This window comes from Stenotrophomonas sp. YJH_SMC_27 (assembly GCF_059369815.1).
Genome location: NZ_JCAFTA010000014.1, coordinates 115,827 through 133,929, shown reverse-complemented (window position 1 = coordinate 133,929; position 18,103 = coordinate 115,827). Strand labels below are relative to the sequence as shown.

Below are 18,103 nucleotides of genomic sequence, written 5' to 3'. Positions count from 1 at the left end.
TCGACGTTAAGGTGCGGGATGGGGATCGCTCGGCTCGTCTGTCGGCTGCTATCCGCAGATATCATGTTGACGGTCCCTCCACCCTGGCTCCTACATACCGCGTAGGAGCCGGGAGGAACATACAAGCCCATGCTCGGCTGCTCTTCGTCGCGATGGCAGACAACCGGCGCTGCGCGATTAGCCGAGCGCGGGCTCGGCTCTACAGGAACGCGGCGGGCGGCCATACGCCGCCGATGGGTGACGTGGCGCCGTCGACCTGTTAACTTGCGCGCAAATTTCGTGGTTTACAGCATTCCCGCATGTCGCTCTCGTTGTACCGCCCCACCCGATCACCGCTGGTCCTGGCCGTTTCCCTCGGCCTAGCTTCCACCGCCGCTGCGGCCCCACAGGCCACCACGCTGGATGCCGTGCACGTCACCGCTGCCACTGATGCCAGTGCCCAGGCGCGCGAGGCACTGAAGCGTGTACCCGGCGCCAGCAACGTCATCGACGTGGCCAAGGCCGACAGCCGGCTGTCCAGCAATGCCGATGTGCTGGCCTACCAACCGGGCATCAGCGCGCAGTCGCCGGGCAATGAGGGCACCAAGATCTCGATCCGGGGCTCGGGCATCAACCGTGGCCCCGGCGCGCATGCCTCAGGCATTGCGGTGTCGATCGACGGGCTGCCACTGACCGGCCCGGGTGGCACGCCTTACGAACTGCTGGAACCGCTGTGGCTTTCGCGCGTGGCAGTCCTGCGCGGGGCCAATGGTTTCGAACGTGGTGCGCTGGCACTCGGCGGTGCCATCGATTACGTCAGCCGCAGCGGACGTGATTCGGCGGGCGTGCAGCTGCACTACGAAGCCGGCAGCCGTGGCTACCAGAAGCGCGGCATCAGTTGGGGCGGCGCCAGTGGTGATGTCGACTACTTCCTGGCTTACACCGATACCGAGTTCGATGGTTATCAGCGCCATGCGCGCGGCGACGGCAAGGGCGCGATGGCCAACATCGGCTGGCAGATCACGCCCGACCTGCAGACGCGTTTCTTCGTGCGCTACCGCGAAACCAATCACGAAACGCCCGGTCGCTTGACCCGCGATCAGATCCGCAACGATCCGCATGCGGCAAACGCGGCCAACCTGGCCATCGATGCGCGCCGCCCGCAGCCGGGCAGCACCTGGGTGGCCAATGTCACCACGCTGCAGATCGACGAGGATTCTTCGCTGCAGGCCGGGCTGGTCTACCACACGTACCCGATGGACTTGAACGAGAGCCTGTACCGCCAGCAGCTGGACTACGCCAACCTCAACGCCACGCTGGACTACCGCCGCCGCCACCGGCTGTTCGGCCTGGACAGCGAAACCACGGTTGGTCTGCGCGTCACCCACGATCTGGACGCCGATGTGCGCGAGTCGCTGCGCTTTGCCAGCAACGGCTATGCCGCCGGTACGCGCACGCGTGACTTCCGCCACCACGGCACCGACAGCACGCTGCACGTCGGCAATACCCTCACCTTCAACGACCGCCTGCGCATGCAGACCGGGCTGGCACTGATCAGCACCCGCCGCGACGTGCAGGTGACCTGGCCGAGCAGCGGCGGCCGCCTGCGCGACCACGACTGGGACTACGCGCCGCGACTGGGCTTCACCTGGCAGCACAGCGCGCAGACGCAGTGGTTCGGCAACCTCAGCCGCTCGGTGGAGGCGCCGCACCCGTGGTCGATGATCTGGGGCTCGAACCAGTACTTCGGGCCAGGCAATGGCCCGTCCAGCGGCCGCCAGCGCGCGCCGGTGCCGATGCAGAACCAGACCGCCACCACGCTGGAACTGGGCGCGCGCGGTGACGCGGCGCTGGGTCGCTGGGAACTGACCGGCTACTACGCCCACGTGAACCATGAATTGTTGAGCGTGGAGCTGCAGCCGGTACCGAACCTGTTCATCGCAGAGAACAACGCCAGCCCCACCGTGCACCGTGGCATCGAAGCCGGATTGGACAGCACGCTGTGGCAGGCTGCACCGGGCCGCCTGTCACTGCGCCAGGCGTATACCTTCAGCGACTTCCGTTATCGCCACGATGCACGCTTCGGCAGCAACCGCCTGCCCGGCCTGCCGCGCCATAGCTACCAGGCCGAGCTGCGCTTCGATCATGCCTCCGGCCTGTACGCCGCGCTGAACAGCGAATACGCCTCGCGCATCGCGGTGGACTACGCCAACAGCTACTGGGCCGATAGCCACGTGATCTTCGGCAGCCACATCGGCTACGAGGCACCCGGTGGTCGCTGGCAGGCCTGGGCGGAGATGCGCAACATCGGCAACCGCCACTACGCGGCCACGGTCACGCCGGGCTACGACGACGCCGGCAAGGATGTCGCGCGCTCGACGCCAGGCGAAGGCCGTGGCGTCTATGCGGGCGTGCGCTGGCGCTTTGACTGAGGGCCGCAGGCGGCGCCGGGTCTGACCCGGCGCCGTCATTCCAGGGTCAGCCGATACGCCAGGCCGGCAGGCGTTCGCTGCGCTTCCAGATGGAAGGCGCGAAACCAATCAACACCAGCGCCGCCAGCCACTTCGGTGAGGTAGTGAGCAGTGTCGAGGTGAGCGAGCCACCGACGGGGGCGGCCATTTCCTGCCACGGGTTGTAGCCCAGGTAGACGACGCTGCCAGCCCACCACAACAACGCCAGGCCGATGCCCACCAGCAACAGAGCCAGCGTGCGGCAGGTCCAGCGCTGCGACGTGCTGCCCCATTCCCGCGACGCTGCGATCAGCAGACCCACCACCAGCAGCGACACTAATGCAACCAGCCCGATATCGACTTTGGGCCCGATGCGTTCATAGCTGCAGGCGCGGCATTGCGCCTCTTCCGTGGCAGTGGCGGCTTCGGCGCCATCGGCCTGCCCGGCTGCGGGCTGCGCCAGCGCTGCAAACGGCATCAGTATCGCCAGCAGCGTCACCATGATCCAACGAAACAACGTCCTGTTCCTGCGTGCAGCGACATCCATGCGCTTGTCCTTGTCAGGGTTGGTTGAAGCCGGGCCACGTTCCGAGGCCCCCGGCGGATAATAGCGCAGAGTCGGGCAGGATCGAAAACTGCGCGTGCCTCTACGGCTTGGGGAGTACCAGGGGCGGACGGGCGCTGGCCGATCGCCGGCCTGGTATGGGCCATGACGCGCTACGGCATGCGATTGGCAACTTCAGCGGGCTGGCGCCGGAATGCCCGGCTGCTTCACGCCGGCCGCGCCTTGGTCACCGCCTCGATGCGATGGCCCTCGGGGTCGACCACGAACGCCGCATAGTAGGAGTCACCGTAATCGGGGCGCGGTCCGGGCGCACCGTTGTCAGTGCCACCGTTGGCCATGGCTGCTGCGTGGAACGCATCCACGGCCGCTGCGGACACCGCAGCGAACGCCACGTGGAAACCGGGGCCCGGCGCTGCTGCGTCATCACGCAGCTTCAGGCACAACGCGTCCTCATCTTCGACCAACCCGTAGCCGATCGCGGTCTCGTCCTCGAAAACCCGGCGAAACCCCAGTGTGGCGAGTGCGGCATCGTAAAAGCGGCCTGCGGCGTCGAGGTCACGGACGCCGAGGGAAAGGTGGTGCAACATGCAGACATCCTTGCCGGGCACGCAGTCGTGCGTTCAGGCCGATTCTAGCGTGCAGGTGGCGCGACTGCCTTCAGCAACTGCGCGGCCACCTGGTCGAACGGGGCGATGTCCTGCAGTGCGCGGCACATCGCCACCGCACCTTCCACACTGGCAATCACCAGATTGGCCAGCCCACCCGCGGCGACCAGATCGTGGCCGTCGGCAATGAAGGCTGCGGCCAGATGGCCCTGCCAACGTGCGAACACTTCAGCAGCTGCTGCACGGGGCTGGCTCGGCACTGCCTCCACCGGCTCCTCCACGGCAGCGGCCAGTACCGGGCAGCCCGCCCGGAACCCGGAGCGCAGCAGGCGCTCGCGCCACATTGCCAGGAACTGCTGCAGGCCCTGCACCGCCCCTCCCTTCAACAGCTCGACGAGAAGCGCCTCCACCTTATCGCCGGCCATGTAGGTGGCGCGCGCCAGAAGTTCCTGCTTGCCGCCAGGAAAATGGTGGTAGGTGGAGCCCAGCGGCGCCTCGGCCAGCTTGGTCACCTCACGAATGCTGGTGGCATTGAGGCCTACCCGCGCCAGCATCTGTGCTGCGGCATCAATCACCCGTTGCGGGGCATCAGAGGGTCGTGGACTCACGGCGATCGCCTTGCTAAGACAGTCGTCATAGATTAGCGTACCGGCCGTTCTATAACAGTCGTCATAGCCATGAATCTCTGGTTCCGCCTGCTCCATCTACTGCTTTGCAGCCTGTTCCGGCCCAAGCTGGAGGCCCCGTTCGGGGTCTCACGGCTGCAGTTCCGGGTACTGCCCAACGACCTGGACAGCAACCTGCACATGACCAACGGCCGCTACTGGAACATCTTCGATCTGGGCCGGCTGGACCTGATCCTGCGCATGGGCCTGGGCCGGGTGGCGCTGCGCGAGAAGTGGGCGCCGATTGTTGGTGCCGGCACCATCCAGTTCCGCCGCGAACTCAAGCCGTTCCAGCGCTTTACCCTGGAAACGCGCCTGGTGGGCTGGGTCGGCTCGCGCGGCATCATGGAGCAGCGCGTGCTGATCGGGCCCGAGCAGAAGATCGCCACACGTGCGCTGCTGGTCACCGGCATCTACGACCGCCGCGCGCGCCAGTTCCTGGGCATGCCGAAGATGATGGAAGCGATCGGCGTGGTCGCCCCACCGTCGCCGTCGCTCAGTGCAGCCGCCGAGGCGCTGCTGGCGGCCGATGCGGCGTTGAAGCAGGACGATGCCTGAGGCACAGATGGGGGCGACCTGCATGGGGCGCTTTCCGCCGCGCCGCAGTAGGCTGATGCCCCAGTACAGGGCGGTAGATCCGCTGCTGATCAGTTTCGATACGTGGTGGTCGACAAGCCTGCCTGCCGCTGCGACCTCTGCTGCAGCGCGCGCTTGACTGCCGCTTCGGCCAGCGGCGCCATCACCGCATAGCCCTTCGCCGTAGGATGCACGCCATCCTCGGCCAGCTGCGGATCGAGTCCGCCGGCGGCATTGGCCATCGGCGTGTGGTAGTCCAGATAGACCAGCTGCTGTGCATCGGCATGGCGCTTCAACGCCGTGTTCAGCGCACGCACCTTGGGCGCAGGCGCGATCCCGGGCATCCATGGGTAATCGCTGACCGGCAGCACCGATGCCAGCACCACGGCGATGCCATGTGCGCGGGCCAGGTCCACCATCGCGTGCAGGTTGTCTTCGATCATCGCCTGCGTGGATGGACCGGTGTTGCCTGCAATATCGTTGGTACCGGCCAGGATCACCACCACCTGTGGCTTCAGCGCCAGCACGTCTTGCGGGAAGCGCACCAGCATCTGTGCCGTGGTCTGGCCGCTGATACCGCGGTTGAGCCAGCCCTTGCCGGGGAAGAAAGCCGCGCTGCCTTCCCTGCCCCAGCCTTCGGTGATGGAGTCGCCGAAGAAGACCACGCGTGGCTGGCCCGGCGCCGCCGCGGGCAGTCGCGCGTTGGCATCACGATAGTGCTGCAGCTGCGGCCAATCAGCCAGGCGCTGCTGCATGAAACGAATCTCATCAGGGCGCAGCTGCTCTACGGGCTTGAGCAGCATCGGATTGACCGCGCCCGTTTCAGCAGCCGCGGTCGGAACGGTCAAGCCAATGCTGAAGGCGATGGCCAACGTTCCGGCAAGCACTACAGGAATACGCATGGAGACTCTCCCGGTTCACGGTGGCAGTCTAGCGCCCCGGCCTGCAATCAGCGTGCTGCCGCGCGCGCTGCCACGCCGGTCACCTTGGCCGGCATCCACATGCCGGGCGTCCAGCCACTGGCAGCCAGGATCGCCTTGGGGTTGTCCTGCTGGATCAGCGCGCGCACCGCGTCACGCTTGTCCTTGGCCTGCAGGTAGTAGGCTTTGGCGATGCGGTAGCCCACCCAGTAGCCCAGGTCATAGGGCTCCTGCGAGCCCGGCTTGTAGTTGTACAGCCACGGCGACAGATCGGTGCTGTCCAGATCCAGCGCGAAGGCGCTTTCGATATGCACTTCCCTGCCACGGGTCCAGGCCGCGTGGCGCCCGTTGCCGACGTTGCCGGAAATCAGTTCGGCGATGAACTCGGCGATGCCTTCGCCCAACGACACGCGCAGCACCGTGGCATGCGGATCGCCCGGCTCGAAGTCGGTCAGGCCGGTCTGCTGGATGTGCACGTACTCGTGCGCGATCACGTGGACGAAGCGGTCCTGCACATTGGGATTCATGAAATCGGCTGCGCAGAGCGCTTCCAGGCCGATGATCACCCCGCTTTTCGAGATCAGCCCGACCGGACGGCCACGGCCCACCGCGATGGTCACCGGCGGAAACGCGGCCTGTGGGTAGATCGCCTGCAGGTTGGAAAACACCTGCGTCAGGCGTTGCTTCACCGCTGGCAGTTCGGCCAGGCAGCTTCGTCCCTGCGCATACAGTTCCGGCTGCTTGGCGATGGACTCGGCAATGCGCTCGGGGGTGACCCGGCGCACCTTCGCCAGTTCGGCCAGGCCCGCCGAACCCTCGGCCAGGTATCCACGCAGCTGCGCAACGCTGGGCTTGCCGCCAGCGCTGTCATAAAGTGCATAGAAACGGCTGACATCCTCGGTGAGGATCTGCGGCCCTGCCGGTACCGCTGCGGTGGCCACGCCTACCGCCCCGGCACAGGCCAGGGCCAACAGGCCGCGCAGGATCATGAACATCGCTCCGTCCTTGGTGGAGTGCATGCGAAGCGCGCAATCTATCACTCCGCCCGGCCCACTGCAGCAGGCGGATGCGGGCGCACCGGCGCTGTGCCAGACTCGCTTCGGCACCTGCCATGGAAGATGGAGCACCGCACGATGATGATCGTTCCCGCGTACTGGGCCGAAGCCCGCCTGCAGGCCCGTTTCCGTGGCCGGCCGGTGGTCGTGCGCCGCTTCGGCTGGTCCGACGAAGGCCCTGCCGAGGCGCAGGTGCACGCCGACCGCCGCGCCAACGAAGCCCTCAATGCCATCCTCGCCGGGCAGGTGCTGCCGCGTCGCGAAGTGCGCAGCAACTACGGCGTGGAGGGCGTTCCGATCCGCGAGCAGATCGTGCAGCGCGACGGCGACGTCATCATCACCCGCAACAGCTACGGTGCGCTCTGCCTCAATACCCCTGACGTGCTGTTCGCCGATATCGACCATGCGCAGCCACCGGCGGGTTGCGTGATGCCCGCTGTCATCGCCGCAGCGCTGCTGTTTGCTGGCGCCATCGTCGGCACCCTGCTGTGGCACTGGCTGGTGGGACTGGTATTGGGCGTGGCGGCCGTAGTGCTGGTGAATGCCGCGATGCTGATGCAGCGCAGGCGGCGGCTGGCCGCCGCCGGTGGCGCCGAAGGTGTGGCGCTGCAGCGGGTCGCGGCCTTCAGCGAACAGCATCCGGACTGGCATCTGCGCGCCTACCGCACGCCAGCCGGACTACGCGTGCTGGTCATGCATGCCACCTTCTCGCCCGAGGACGAGCAACTGCAGGCCTTCTTCAAGGCGCTGGGTACCGACGCCCTGTACGCGCGCATGTGCCGGCTGCAGCATTGCTTCCGTGCGCGACTGACACCGAAGCCCTGGCGCGTCGGCCTGAAATACCGCATCCGCCCACCGGTGGCCGCGTGGTCAGCCGAACAGGCCAACAACCCGGACCGTCTGGCCTGGATTGCCGAATACGAAAAGAAGAGCGCTGGCTTTGCCGCGTGCACCTACCTGCGCAGTTTCGGTGATACCGCGCGCATCCATGCCAAGGCCGAGCACGTGCGTGCGCTGCACGACCGCCTGTCGCACGCGCAGGACCGTCTGCCGCTGGCGTGAGCGCAGCAGGCGCTCAATCAGCGCCCTGTACGAACGGCTGCCCTGCCAGGGTAGTGCCCAGCCGCATCGCGACCTGCTGCCCGCCCTTTTCGAAGGTTGTTGCGCATTGCTTGGCGCCCTTCTGGCATCCAACTTCCGGAAAGCCCTCGAGTGACTCAGGCGCGCCCTGGACCGGACTCGCCTGCCACCCTGCCGCATCCATCAGGCGCTTGGCCTTGGCATAAGGCATGCCGGCAACAATGCCCAGCTGCGCCAGTTCGGAGGGGAGTGATTGCGCATGCAGGATCGGCGTCATCACCAGCGCCAACACTGCGGCGATACGTTTGGACTTCATTCGTGAAACCCCTGGCAGACAGCAACAGGCCTGCAGCGTATCGCAGCTTCCGCACGCCATTGCACCCGCATCACATACGGTTACGCAATCGCAACGGCCAATGACACGAGGTCACCCCGGGGCCGCATCCGGTTCGCTTCGCGCGCGGCCAGCGCATTGCTGGCCGAGTCGAGGACCGCGGAAAGCGCGTCCGGCTCGCTGCGCACCGCGTACATCACCCGGGTGCCGGTCAGCAGCAGGCTGTCGCCTCAGCGACCGCGCTGGCGCTCGATTTCCGCGTGCAGTACCTGCAGCTGCGCCAGGTACTGCTGGAAGATGCCCAGATCCTGCTCGACCAGGCGTGGCCAGTCGGGCTTCGCATTCAGCAACTGCTCGACCTGCTGCTGCGGCGGGCGATCAAACCCTTCGCCCAGGACGGCCAGGTAGCGCTCCCTGAATCCCTCCGGATCCTGCTGGTCCTGTGCGAAGAGCTGCACCGCAATCAATCCGGCATACAGGTAATTGGCCAGGTAAAGCGGATCCTCATACATCAACCGCTTGGATACCCAGGTGCTGCGCAGCTCGGGATACTGCTCCGATGCGCCCCCATACCGGCCCAGTACCTTCACCGTCAGCGCATCAAGCGCGTCTGCGTTGCCAACCTCATCGGCGGCCACTTGCTGATAGATGGACTGTTCCAGATCGGCCTCTTCAGACGATACGAACAGCTGCAGGATGATGTCATCGAGCAACGACTTCAGGTAATACGCTTTGGCACGTGGATCGCTGGCCTGCCGATAGAGCTGATCGCGGAACTTCAGTTCGTTGTAGATGGCGAAGGCCTCGGTCAACCACTTGTTGCCGTTGCGGTGGAACGAGGATGCGCCACCGCGCTGCATCCACTGCCCATGCATGGCATGGCCGGCTTCGTGAGCGATCTGGACATCCCCCTCCAGATCGCCCTGTCGATGACCAACGAACAGCAGCGAAGGCGCGCCAGGGGCGCTGATCGAAAACGCATCCATCGCGCGCCGCCCTGCCGATCCACCCAGATCCATGTGTCCGCCCGCAGGATCGAGCAGCCCGCGCAGCCCTGTCACGTAGTCCGGCCCCAGCACCTGCATCGATGCCGCTGCCGCATCACGCAATTGCGCCAGGTCAAGCGGCGGAGGGATATAGCCCGCATCAGGCAGGCCCATGTCCCAGATCCTTGGGGAGGCCTGGCCCATGCGCTCAAGATGGGTCAACTGCATCTGTTGATAGTTGCGTCGCAGCGGCGCGTGGCGCGCTACTGCCGCCAGTGTCGCGTCGACGGCGGCCTGATCCAGGCCCATGTGCCGGTAGCTGCGGTCAGGCGCAGTTCCATCGCCCTGCAGTTCCGACGCTTGCTCGTTGAGGCGGACCAGGCCCAGCAGCACCGTTGCCATTTCGCGGCGCCGCGACGCCATTCCCTGCCAGTAAGCACGCCATGCCGCTTCGCGCAGTGAACGGTCCGGCAGGCGGGAAAGGGCTCGCGCATCGGTGCGGCTGTCAAACGTGCCGCCTTCATGTTCGAAGCGCGCAAAGGGCGCCGATTGCAGCAGCTGCCGGTGCAGTCGCCCGAAGCTGTCCAGCGCCGGGTCGGCCAACGTGTCGACCGCATCCACCAGCGCGGCATTGGCCGGCTGCACACCCTCCCGCAACGCCCGTTCACGCAGGTCGGCATGCGGCTCGATCCCGGCAGCCTGCGCGGGCGCATCACGTAATGCCTGCTTGGCAATCGCCGCGATGCGTCCACATGTGTCGGCCACTTCGCCCTGGGTGTTGGCCAGCCGGGCATCATCAGCATTGCGCGCTGCCTGAAGATGCAGGTAGCCATGGTGCCGGAGGCACTCGCCATACAGCTGCTCGGCCTGCTGGAACCGCACGTCTGGCGGCGCCTGAAGGGCCTTGAGGGCATCGGTGCTGCGCTCGAGGTTCTGCCATGCCTCACGTTCAAGGGAGGCGCTGCCAAAGTAGCTGCGGTCATCTGCCCGCAGAGCCTGCGCTTCCACTCCGTGTGTCATCCCGGCCAACAGCGTCGCGATGACAAAAGTGATGGCGCGCATTCCATTGCGATGCATCGATGTCTCCTGGTCCGTTTCCATTCCCAGCTTAGCAGCCCGGGTGGCCCCGCATGCCGCATGGCAGGTGGCTTCCCGATTCCCGATTGCGCATCCGGATCCAGGCCGTCTGCCCACTCACATCCCGAGACAGAAAGGCCACCCGGAGGTGGCCTTTCTGTTCCCTTACTTGGCGTTCTTCACGTAGGTGTCGAACCAGTTCAGCATTTCCGCCACCAGCTGCTCGTTCGATTCCAATGCGGTGTACCAGTGCGGTTCGTTCGGCAGCATCACCAGGCGGGTGGTGCCGCCGTTGCCGCGGATCGCCTGGTAGAGCTTGCGCGACTGGAACGGCTCGGTGCCCGGGTTGGCGTCGTCCTCGCCGTGGACCAGCAGCAGCGGCAGCTTGATCTTGTCGGCATAGAAGAACGGAGAGGCCTTCAGGTACACGTCCTGCGCCTGCCAGACCGAGCGGCGTTCGTTCTGGAAGCCGAACGGGGTGAAGGTCTTGTTGTACGAACCGCTGGTCGCCACACCGGCCTTGAACAGCTTGGTGTGCGCGATCAGGTTGGCGGTCATCAGGCCGCCATGGCTGTGACCGGTCACGCCGATGCGGTTGCGGTCGACCACGCCCATGTCCACGGCCTTGTCCACCGCCGCCTTGGCGTCGGCTTCCAGCTGCTCCAGGTAGGTGTCGTAGGCGTTCTTCGGGTCACCCACGATCGGGAACGAGGCGTTGTCGATGATCGCGTAGCCGGCCAGCAGCATCAGGCGGTACGGCTGCAGGCGGGTGAAGGTCTGCTGCGAACCGGACACCTGGCCGGCCTGCGCGGCATTGGCGAAGTCGGCCGGGTACGCATACAGGATCGCCGGCACGCGCTGGCCTTCCTTGTAGCCCGGCGGCGTGTACAGGGTGAACGACAGGTCCACGCCGTCAGCACGCTTGTAGGTCACCAGCTGCTTCTTGATCTGGCGCACCTCCGGGGTCGGGTCGACCAGCTTGGTCAGCGCGGTCGCGGTGGACGCGAACTGCGCCTCGCCGGTCTTCGCATCAGCCACTGCCTCACCCTGCTGCCGGATGAAGGCGTTCGGAGGATCGATCACCGACTGGTGCCAGGTCAGGTAGCGCCCCGGCGTGTTGCTGAAACCGAGGAACTGCTCGTAGGCATCGGCGCTGCTGCGGAACAGGCGCTCGCTTTTCAGCGTGCCCAGGTCGAGGCGGTCCAGGAACGGACGGTCGCCCTGCGGCGAGGCGCCACGGCCGCTCAGGAACACGTGATTACCCTCCTGGCGCACGACCTGTGCGCCGTTCGGCAGGCGGGTAAAGACCAGGTTGCCGGGGTTGCCGTACAGCTCATCGCTGGACATGTCCCACAGCAGGCGGCCTTCCTTCTTCGGCTGGTCCACATCGACGATGCGGGTCTGCATCCAGTGGCGGTTCTCGTCGTTCTCGAACTGGAACGCCACGGCCGGATCGGCAGTCCATGCGAAGCCCTCAAATCGCTGCGCGGTACGGGTGATTTCGGTCGGCTTGCCGTTGAACGGGGCCTTCAGCATCAGCACGCGGTCGCGGTGCGGCACGTTGACCTTCCAGTCGCCCTTGTCCAGTGCCTCGGCATAGACCAGGGTGGCCGGATCGGTGGCACGCCAGTCGAAACCGCGCGGGCCTTCCGGTACGCCGTGCACCGGCACGCGGTCGGCCAGCGGCAGGCTGGCAATCGGCGTGGATTTGCCGCTGGCGATGTCCAGCACGGCCACGTCGTTGGCGAAACGCTGGTAGGTCACCGCATGCGAGTATGGCGCCTTGATCGATTCGGTCAGCACGTGCACGCCATCGGGTGCGGCGCTGATTTCGTTGAACAGCGCCGGCTGCCCGACCGGACGCACGCTGTTGGCGGCGGTATCGACCACGGCCAGCTGCGAGGCACCGTAATAAGCGAACAGCTTCTCGTCATGCACGCTGGTCAGCGTGTCGCGGGCTTCGTAGGTGCTGCTTTCGCCGCTGCTGCCCAGCGACTCCTGCGCGTCCGGGCCGGTCGGTACGCCACCGTTGGACGGTGCTGGGCCCTGGTTGGCCGGCACCAGCTTCACCAGCAGATTCTGGCTGCCGCCCAGCCACTGCACGGTGTAGCCGAAGATCGGGTTCAGTTGCACGTTCGGCACCTGCTTCACCTGGCCGGTGGCCGCATCGCCCACCCACAGCTGCACGCTGGTATCGACCGCATTCTGGAAGGCGAAGTGGCTGCCATCGGCCGACCACAGCGCGCCGGTGGCGCAGCCCTGCGGCAGGTTGACCTTGGTCTCCTTGCCGCTGCCGATGTCGACCAGGGTGAAGTCGGCCACGCAGGCCGGAATGCCGTAGCCACCGGGGGTGTCATGGCGGCTGCGGTTCTTCGGTTCCAGGCGCACGCCAGCCAGCTTCAGGTACGGCTGGGCGACACGGCTGATCGACGGGTAGGTCTGCGCGGTGGTCAGCAGCAGGCGCTGGCCACCCGGGGCCACGTTCGGCGCCGGCGGCGGCGGTGCCTTCAGCACCTTGAGCAGGTGTTCCGGCGGCTTGGCGTAGTCGGCAAGCGCCGGGCCAGCGGCCAGCAGGCCGACGGTGGCAACGGCAACGGCCGCCGCCAGAGAGGTTCGACGGATCAGCATCCTTATCCCCTGGGTGTGAATGGGTACCCGGAATCGGGCATGAACCCGAATCTAGCACCGCAGGGGTTGTCGTGAATGGGCCGGAAGGGCTAGTGGCCGGATGGGGCAAAGTGCAGCCCCGGCAGGTGCCGCGGAACTGCCGGCACCTGCCGGGCGTGGCCTGGCACTACTGCTGCGCGTGCAGGTCCCAGGTGGCCAGATAGTCGGGGTCGACCACGATCATGCCACTGGTGCGCATGCGGTACTCCCCAGGCTCGGCTGGCTGGTACTGGTCCAGCATCGGCGGCAGATAGCGCTCGTGGCCATCATTCTCGTCGGCCAGCACCACGCCCTCGTCGGCGCTGATGCGCAACACCGTGCCGGCGTACTGCTCCAGCCCCTTCACCTGGCCGTCGCCGCCATAGCGGGTGACCCCGACCAGGACGACCTTGCCGATCATTTCCTCGACCTTGGCGTCGTCCAAGGGCGGCAGCATGGGAGTGAATTCGTCGCTCATCGGTGCACCTCCGTAGCCTGCAGGACATCGTGGATGAGGTTTCCGCTTCGCAGTGCGCGTCGCTGGCAGCCGAGCAAATGCCCGGCCTGAAGCCTCTGCATCGAGAGTGCCAGTACGCCTATGAACCCAAGGGTTCCTGGAGCACGATGCTGCCATCGCAGGCGGAAGGGACAGGTGAAGGCCGAACTCGGTCCTCGCCGATCAGGGGGTTGCACCTGCACCACGCTAGAATGCGCCCATGCGCACCGTACATGCCCTCCGCTACATCACTCCCTTGCGGGAAGGTGGCTCCCTGCCGGCCGTGGTCGAGACCGACGACGACGGCATGGCCGTGCTGAAGTTTCGTGGCGCCGGCCAGGGCCCGAAAGCGTTGATCGCCGAGCTGATCGCCGGCGAGATGGCACGCACGCTGGGCCTGCCGATTCCGGAAATCCTGTTCGTCGAGCTGGACCGCGAGTTCGCCCGCACCGAGCCCGACCCGGAAATCCAGGAACTGATCCGTGCCAGCGAAGGCCTGAACCTGGGCCTGGACTACCTGCCCGGTGCGATCAACTACGACCCTGCGGCGATGCCGGTGGACGCCGACCTGGCCTCGCGCATCGTCTGGTTCGATGCGTTCACCAGCAACGTCGATCGCACCACGCGCAATCCGAACCTGATGGTGTGGCATCGAAAGCTGTACCTGATCGATCACGGTGCGGCCATGTACTTCCATCACGACTGGGCCAACGCCGGCGATGCCTGCGAAAAGCCGTTCGTGCTGATCCGCGACCACGTGCTGCTGTCGTTCGCCAGCCGCGTCGCCGAGGTGGATGCCGAACTGGCCGCGCGCCTGACCGATGCCGAGATCGAGCGCATCGTCGGCCTGGTGCCGGACAGCTGGCTGGTCAACGAGCCGGCATTCGAAAGCCCGCAGGCCTATCGCCAAGGCTACATCGACTATCTCAAGCATCGCCTGAAAGTGCGTGCGGTGTTCGTGCAGGAGGCCATCCGTGCCCACGCTGCACACGTATGACTATGCGGTCATCCGCGTGGTACCGCGGGTGGAACGCGAGGAGTTCATCAACGTCGGGGTGATCGTCTCCTGTCCTGGTGCGCGTCATCTGGAGGCGGCCATCGAGATCGATCCTGCGCGCCTGCGCGCCTTCGCGCCGGCGCTGGACCAGGAGGCGCTGCAGCCGTGGCTGGATGCGATCGTGGCGATCTGTCGCGGCGACGCCAGCGCCGGGCCGATCGCACAGCTGCCCGCGCGTGCGCGCTTCCATTTCCTTACCGCCAAGCGCAGTTCGGTTGTGCAGATGTCGAGCACGCATGTGGGCCGCACGGCGGACCCGGCGGGCGTGGTGGAACACTTGATGACGAAGATGGTGCGGGTGCCGCGCTGATGCGCCCGTCTCTCACTTCCTGGCGCGCGCCCGGTACCAGGCAATGAGTGCACAGGCTACCGCAGCGGAAATCAACACCCACCCGGCTGCTGCCTGTCCATGCAGGTAGCCTTGTGCATACGCAGCACTGGTACCTTCGCTGGCCATCGCCGGGACACCCCTGAGTATCACGTGCACCCCGCGCAGCAGGAGCACCATGCTGGCGACCAGACACACCACGGGAAGGAATCGGCTCATGGACCGATTCTGGTCCGCCAACTGCCCCAGCGTCAACATCGCTGCAGCACAGTCGCTCGGGGCTACAACGGCACTCTTCGCGCGATGTAGTTGACCACGTTGCTGATCGCATCCGGATCGACATTGGCCAGGCCAACGATCACATAGCCCTGTGCGGGCATCACCACGATGGCACTGTTCGATCCGGGCGCACCGCCTTCGTGGCCGTACTGGTGCTCCCTGCCCTTGCCCTGCACCACGAAGCCGAATCCATACCAGCCCTTGTGGTTCTGCGCCGTGGTGGCCTGCTGCAGCAATGCAGGTGAGACCAGCTTTCCACTGCGCAATGCCTCGGCGAACTTCACCATGTCGCCCACCGCGCTGTAGCCACCACCGGCTGACATGCCGCGCCAGGGCAGCGACTTCGTTTCACGGACCCATTGCCCGTCCTTCTTCGTGTAGGCGACGGCACGCTGCGGGACGTTCACTGTTTCCGGTTCGAAGCCGGTGCCCATCATGCCCGCCGGGCGCAGGATGTGTTGCTCCATATAGGCGTAGTACGACTGCCCGGAGACGGCCTCGATGATCCGCCCAAGCACGATGAAGCCATAGTTCGAGTAGCTGTCCTGGCTGCCTGGCGTGAATTGCGGCGCATCCTTGGCAAAGCGCCGCACGTAGTCATCCAGCGTCTTCAACGACGCGGAATACTGTTCGAAATCTTCACCGAAGAAGTCGCCCAGGCCACTGGTATGTGACAGCAGCTGGCGAACGGTTACGCTGTTGGCAACGGCCTTGTTCGGATAGTCCGGCAGGCGACTGCCGATCGTGTCATCGAGACTGAGCTTGCCGTCCTGCACCAGCTGCAGGACGGCCACTGCGGTGAACATCTTGTTGGAGGACGCAAGGCGGAACTGTGTATCCACGTCCACTGGAATGCCAGCGGTGCGATCGGCATCGCCACCGCGCCAGTCCAGCAGCACCTTGCCATTCTGCGCCACCTGCAATGCACCCGACAGCGCGTCCTGCGCCCGCAGCGCCTCCAGCCTTGCCGCGGCATCAGCCATCAGCGCAGGCAATGCAACCCGTGCCGGCTTGTATTTGTCCGGCGTTTCAGTGCCCTCGATCTGGAACTGCTTCACGTGCGACGGGTTGACCGGGTCCATGACCGCCGTCACCCACATCGCACGTTCGCTCAGCTGGCCCATCACCAGCAGCTTCGCCTGGCCGGGCGCGCGCTCGAGTGTTTCCAGAACGCTCAGCGGGCCCGTGCTCTCGCGGAACTCGAGATAGTCCTTGGGCGTGCTGCCCTCCTGCTTGGCATATCTGTCGGCGAATGCCTGCAACCCCTCGAGGCTGCCCGCATTGAAGGCGGCAAGCCAGTCATCGATGGCATCCCGCGCGCGTGGATGTTCGCGCTCGGAAGATGCTGCGCCAACTGCCGGAAATGCCGAGGCGGTCACCAGGACCAAACAGGCCAGCGCATTGCAGAGAAACAGGCGTCCAACAGCCCTCATGGCAATTCCTTTGCGGGTATCCCTGGGCGCATCCTAGACGATGGATCGGCCCGCTGCATCCACGCTAGGGACGCTGCCGCACCACCTCGACGGTGACGTTGAATGCCGCGATGCTATGCCATTGGCCCCGTTCGTACGGCAGCGATTCCACCCCCATGCCGATCTGATACCTCACCGCATCCGGACCTTCGCGCCAGTAGTAGGGTGCGCCGTTGCTCCAGCCACAACAGACGTAGCGCAATGCAGGCAGGCCGAATGCCGTGTGCAGATAGGCTTCGACCTGCGCCGCTTGCGCGCCTGAAACACGATAGTGGGCCTCCATCGGCTTGATGTAGGACACGTCATCCTGGCTGCAGCCTACATACTGCAGTTCCGGAGGCTTCCGGCCCATTGCCTGCAGGAAATCCTGGCATTCAGTATCAGGTCGCGCCAGGCCATCCGCGCGCCCTTGCACCTCCCACTCGGCCAACGCCTGCGCAGGCGTCTGCTGCACAAGCGCGCTGGCGCAGGAAAATGACGCCAGCAGCAGGACGCGGGCGCGCATGCTGCGGCAGCAGGAGAGACATCACGGGGCGAGTCCTTCACATGGGAACACAGGAATGCTGATCGATGCCACGCTATCGCCTTGCCATCGTCTGCTCTGTGAAACGCGCCACGCAGAAGTCCAGGAAGCTGCGCAGCTTGGGCGTCAGCTGGCGGTCGCGCGGATACACCAGGTTGATCCACGTCGATACCGGCACATGGTCCGGCAGCACTTCCACCAGTTCACCACGCGCCAGCGCAGCGGCAAGCATTTCGTAGGGCTGCAGGATCAATCCCAGCCCACCCACGGCCGCTGTCAGCAGCGGCTCGGCCTGGTTGACCATGAAGCGACTGGACACCGGCACGGTCAGCACGCTGCCATCGGCATCGCGGAAACTCCAGCGTGTGCGGATGATCGAATGCGCGAAGCCCAGGCACTCGTGGCGGCTCAGGTCATTGGGATGGGTGATGGCCGGGCGCGAAGCCAGATAGCCTGGCGACGCACACAGGACCAGCGGATACGGCCCCAGCCGTCGCGCCACCAGCCCGCTGTCGGCCAGGTCACCGGTACGGAACACCAGGTCGTAGCCGTCTTCAACGATGTCCACCAGGCTGTTGGACAGGTTCAGATCGACCTGCACGTCCGCGTACTGCTGCATGTAGGCCACCACCGCCGGGCCCAGTGCGTGCACGCCGAAGGTGACCGGCGCGCTGATGCGCAGGCGTCCCATCGGCCGTCCACGCGCCACTTCCGCCAATTGCTCGGCGCCCTCCACTTCCTCCAGGATCACCCGCGCCCGCGCCAGGTAGGCCTGGCCGAAGTCGGTCAGGCTCTGCTTGCGCGTGGTGCGGTTGAGCAGGCGCACGCCCAGGTGCTGCTCCAGCGCCTGGATATGCTTGCCGACCAGCTGCGGCGACAGGTCCAGTGCCTCGGCAGCGGCGGCGAAGGAGCCGACCTCGGCCACCTTGGCGAAGGTCCGCAGGGGAGCGATCAGGTCCATTGAAAACAATTGTTTTTCAATGAAACACCAGATTACCCCTTATTCTGGA

Annotated in this window: 18 protein-coding genes; 5 read left to right on the top strand and 13 right to left on the bottom strand. The window is 65.8% G+C overall.

Annotated elements, in window-relative coordinates; all coding sequences use genetic code 11:
* Window positions 1-299: 299 nt before the first annotated feature.
* The gene (locus tag AC5P7R_RS18465; RefSeq protein ID WP_478435915.1) at window positions 300-2,411 is read left to right on the top strand and encodes a TonB-dependent receptor family protein; all 2,112 of its coding nucleotides are present in this window, start codon (window positions 300-302) and stop codon (window positions 2,409-2,411) included.
* A gap of 46 nt (window positions 2,412-2,457) precedes the next feature.
* Here the strand turns inward: AC5P7R_RS18465 and AC5P7R_RS18460 are convergent, their stop codons facing one another.
* The 3 genes from AC5P7R_RS18460 to AC5P7R_RS18450 all read right to left on the bottom strand — a co-directional run bounded on the left by AC5P7R_RS18460 (window position 2,458) and on the right by AC5P7R_RS18450 (window position 4,207).
* Window positions 2,458-2,976, bottom strand: a complete 519-nt coding sequence (locus AC5P7R_RS18460) for a hypothetical protein (RefSeq protein WP_164144608.1) — start codon at window positions 2,974-2,976, stop codon at window positions 2,458-2,460.
* A 224-nt stretch (window positions 2,977-3,200) separates the two neighbouring features.
* Complete coding sequence (locus AC5P7R_RS18455) at window positions 3,201-3,581, bottom strand: VOC family protein (RefSeq protein ID WP_459390076.1); 381 nt, start codon at window positions 3,579-3,581, stop codon at window positions 3,201-3,203.
* Between the two features lie 44 nt (window positions 3,582-3,625).
* Window positions 3,626-4,207, bottom strand: a complete 582-nt coding sequence (locus AC5P7R_RS18450) for a TetR/AcrR family transcriptional regulator (protein WP_164144610.1) — start codon at window positions 4,205-4,207, stop codon at window positions 3,626-3,628.
* 69 nt (window positions 4,208-4,276) lie between these two features.
* Here AC5P7R_RS18450 and AC5P7R_RS18445 point away from each other — a divergent pair, with 69 nt between their 5' ends.
* Window positions 4,277-4,822 (top strand): thioesterase family protein, encoded by a 546-nt coding sequence (locus AC5P7R_RS18445; RefSeq protein ID WP_019660345.1) that lies wholly within the window; start codon window positions 4,277-4,279, stop codon window positions 4,820-4,822.
* An 89-nt stretch (window positions 4,823-4,911) separates the two neighbouring features.
* Here the strand turns inward: AC5P7R_RS18445 and AC5P7R_RS18440 are convergent, their stop codons facing one another.
* Together AC5P7R_RS18440 and AC5P7R_RS18435 are read right to left on the bottom strand one after the other, a co-directional pair.
* The gene (locus tag AC5P7R_RS18440; protein WP_134730852.1) at window positions 4,912-5,742 is read right to left on the bottom strand and encodes an SGNH/GDSL hydrolase family protein; all 831 of its coding nucleotides are present in this window, start codon (window positions 5,740-5,742) and stop codon (window positions 4,912-4,914) included.
* A 47-nt stretch (window positions 5,743-5,789) separates the two neighbouring features.
* Entirely contained in the window at window positions 5,790-6,755 is a 966-nt protein-coding gene (locus AC5P7R_RS18435) for a DUF2268 domain-containing putative Zn-dependent protease (protein WP_134730854.1), read from the bottom strand.
* A 138-nt stretch (window positions 6,756-6,893) separates the two neighbouring features.
* On the opposite strand from AC5P7R_RS18435, the gene AC5P7R_RS18430 reads away from it, so the two are divergent.
* The gene (locus AC5P7R_RS18430; RefSeq protein ID WP_134730856.1) at window positions 6,894-7,877 is read left to right on the top strand and encodes a hypothetical protein; all 984 of its coding nucleotides are present in this window, start codon (window positions 6,894-6,896) and stop codon (window positions 7,875-7,877) included.
* 13 nt (window positions 7,878-7,890) lie between these two features.
* Here AC5P7R_RS18430 and AC5P7R_RS18425 read toward each other — a convergent pair whose 3' ends face one another.
* From AC5P7R_RS18425 to AC5P7R_RS18410, 4 genes are all read right to left on the bottom strand, one after another.
* Window positions 7,891-8,211 (bottom strand): hypothetical protein, encoded by a 321-nt coding sequence (locus tag AC5P7R_RS18425; protein WP_058981328.1) that lies wholly within the window; start codon window positions 8,209-8,211, stop codon window positions 7,891-7,893.
* A 248-nt stretch (window positions 8,212-8,459) separates the two neighbouring features.
* The gene (locus tag AC5P7R_RS18420; protein WP_478436575.1) at window positions 8,460-10,292 is read right to left on the bottom strand and encodes a M3 family metallopeptidase; all 1,833 of its coding nucleotides are present in this window, start codon (window positions 10,290-10,292) and stop codon (window positions 8,460-8,462) included.
* 165 nt (window positions 10,293-10,457) lie between these two features.
* A complete protein-coding gene (locus AC5P7R_RS18415) occupies window positions 10,458-12,920 on the bottom strand; it encodes a S9 family peptidase (RefSeq protein WP_227852257.1) in 2,463 nt (820 codons plus the stop codon).
* 166 nt (window positions 12,921-13,086) lie between these two features.
* Window positions 13,087-13,416: a hypothetical protein gene (locus AC5P7R_RS18410; protein WP_099605154.1), complete on the bottom strand. Its 330-nt coding sequence runs from the start codon at window positions 13,414-13,416 to the stop codon at window positions 13,087-13,089.
* A 238-nt stretch (window positions 13,417-13,654) separates the two neighbouring features.
* Between AC5P7R_RS18410 and AC5P7R_RS18405 the strand changes: the two genes are divergently transcribed.
* Complete coding sequence (locus AC5P7R_RS18405) at window positions 13,655-14,431, top strand: HipA family kinase (RefSeq protein ID WP_207049181.1); 777 nt, start codon at window positions 13,655-13,657, stop codon at window positions 14,429-14,431.
* Complete coding sequence (locus AC5P7R_RS18400) at window positions 14,409-14,801, top strand: DUF3037 domain-containing protein (RefSeq protein ID WP_019337307.1); 393 nt, start codon at window positions 14,409-14,411, stop codon at window positions 14,799-14,801. Before AC5P7R_RS18405 ends, AC5P7R_RS18400 begins: the two co-directional genes overlap by 23 nt.
* Before the next feature lie 12 nt (window positions 14,802-14,813).
* Here AC5P7R_RS18400 and AC5P7R_RS18395 read toward each other — a convergent pair whose 3' ends face one another.
* From AC5P7R_RS18395 to AC5P7R_RS18380, 4 genes are all read right to left on the bottom strand, one after another.
* Window positions 14,814-15,038 carry a hypothetical protein gene (locus AC5P7R_RS18395; RefSeq protein WP_138984362.1) on the bottom strand — a complete coding sequence of 75 codons (225 nt, stop codon included), beginning with the start codon at window positions 15,036-15,038 and terminating at the stop codon, window positions 14,814-14,816.
* Between the two features lie 62 nt (window positions 15,039-15,100).
* On the bottom strand, window positions 15,101-16,531 hold the full coding sequence (locus AC5P7R_RS18390) for a serine hydrolase domain-containing protein (RefSeq protein WP_459390074.1): 1,431 nt from the start codon (window positions 16,529-16,531) through the stop codon (window positions 15,101-15,103).
* A gap of 64 nt (window positions 16,532-16,595) precedes the next feature.
* The gene (locus AC5P7R_RS18385; protein WP_459390073.1) at window positions 16,596-17,075 is read right to left on the bottom strand and encodes a DUF4952 domain-containing protein; all 480 of its coding nucleotides are present in this window, start codon (window positions 17,073-17,075) and stop codon (window positions 16,596-16,598) included.
* Window positions 17,076-17,148: 73 nt separating this feature from the next.
* The gene (locus tag AC5P7R_RS18380) at window positions 17,149-18,054 is read right to left on the bottom strand and encodes a LysR family transcriptional regulator (RefSeq protein ID WP_134958627.1); all 906 of its coding nucleotides are present in this window, start codon (window positions 18,052-18,054) and stop codon (window positions 17,149-17,151) included.
* Window positions 18,055-18,103: the final 49 nt, after the last annotated feature.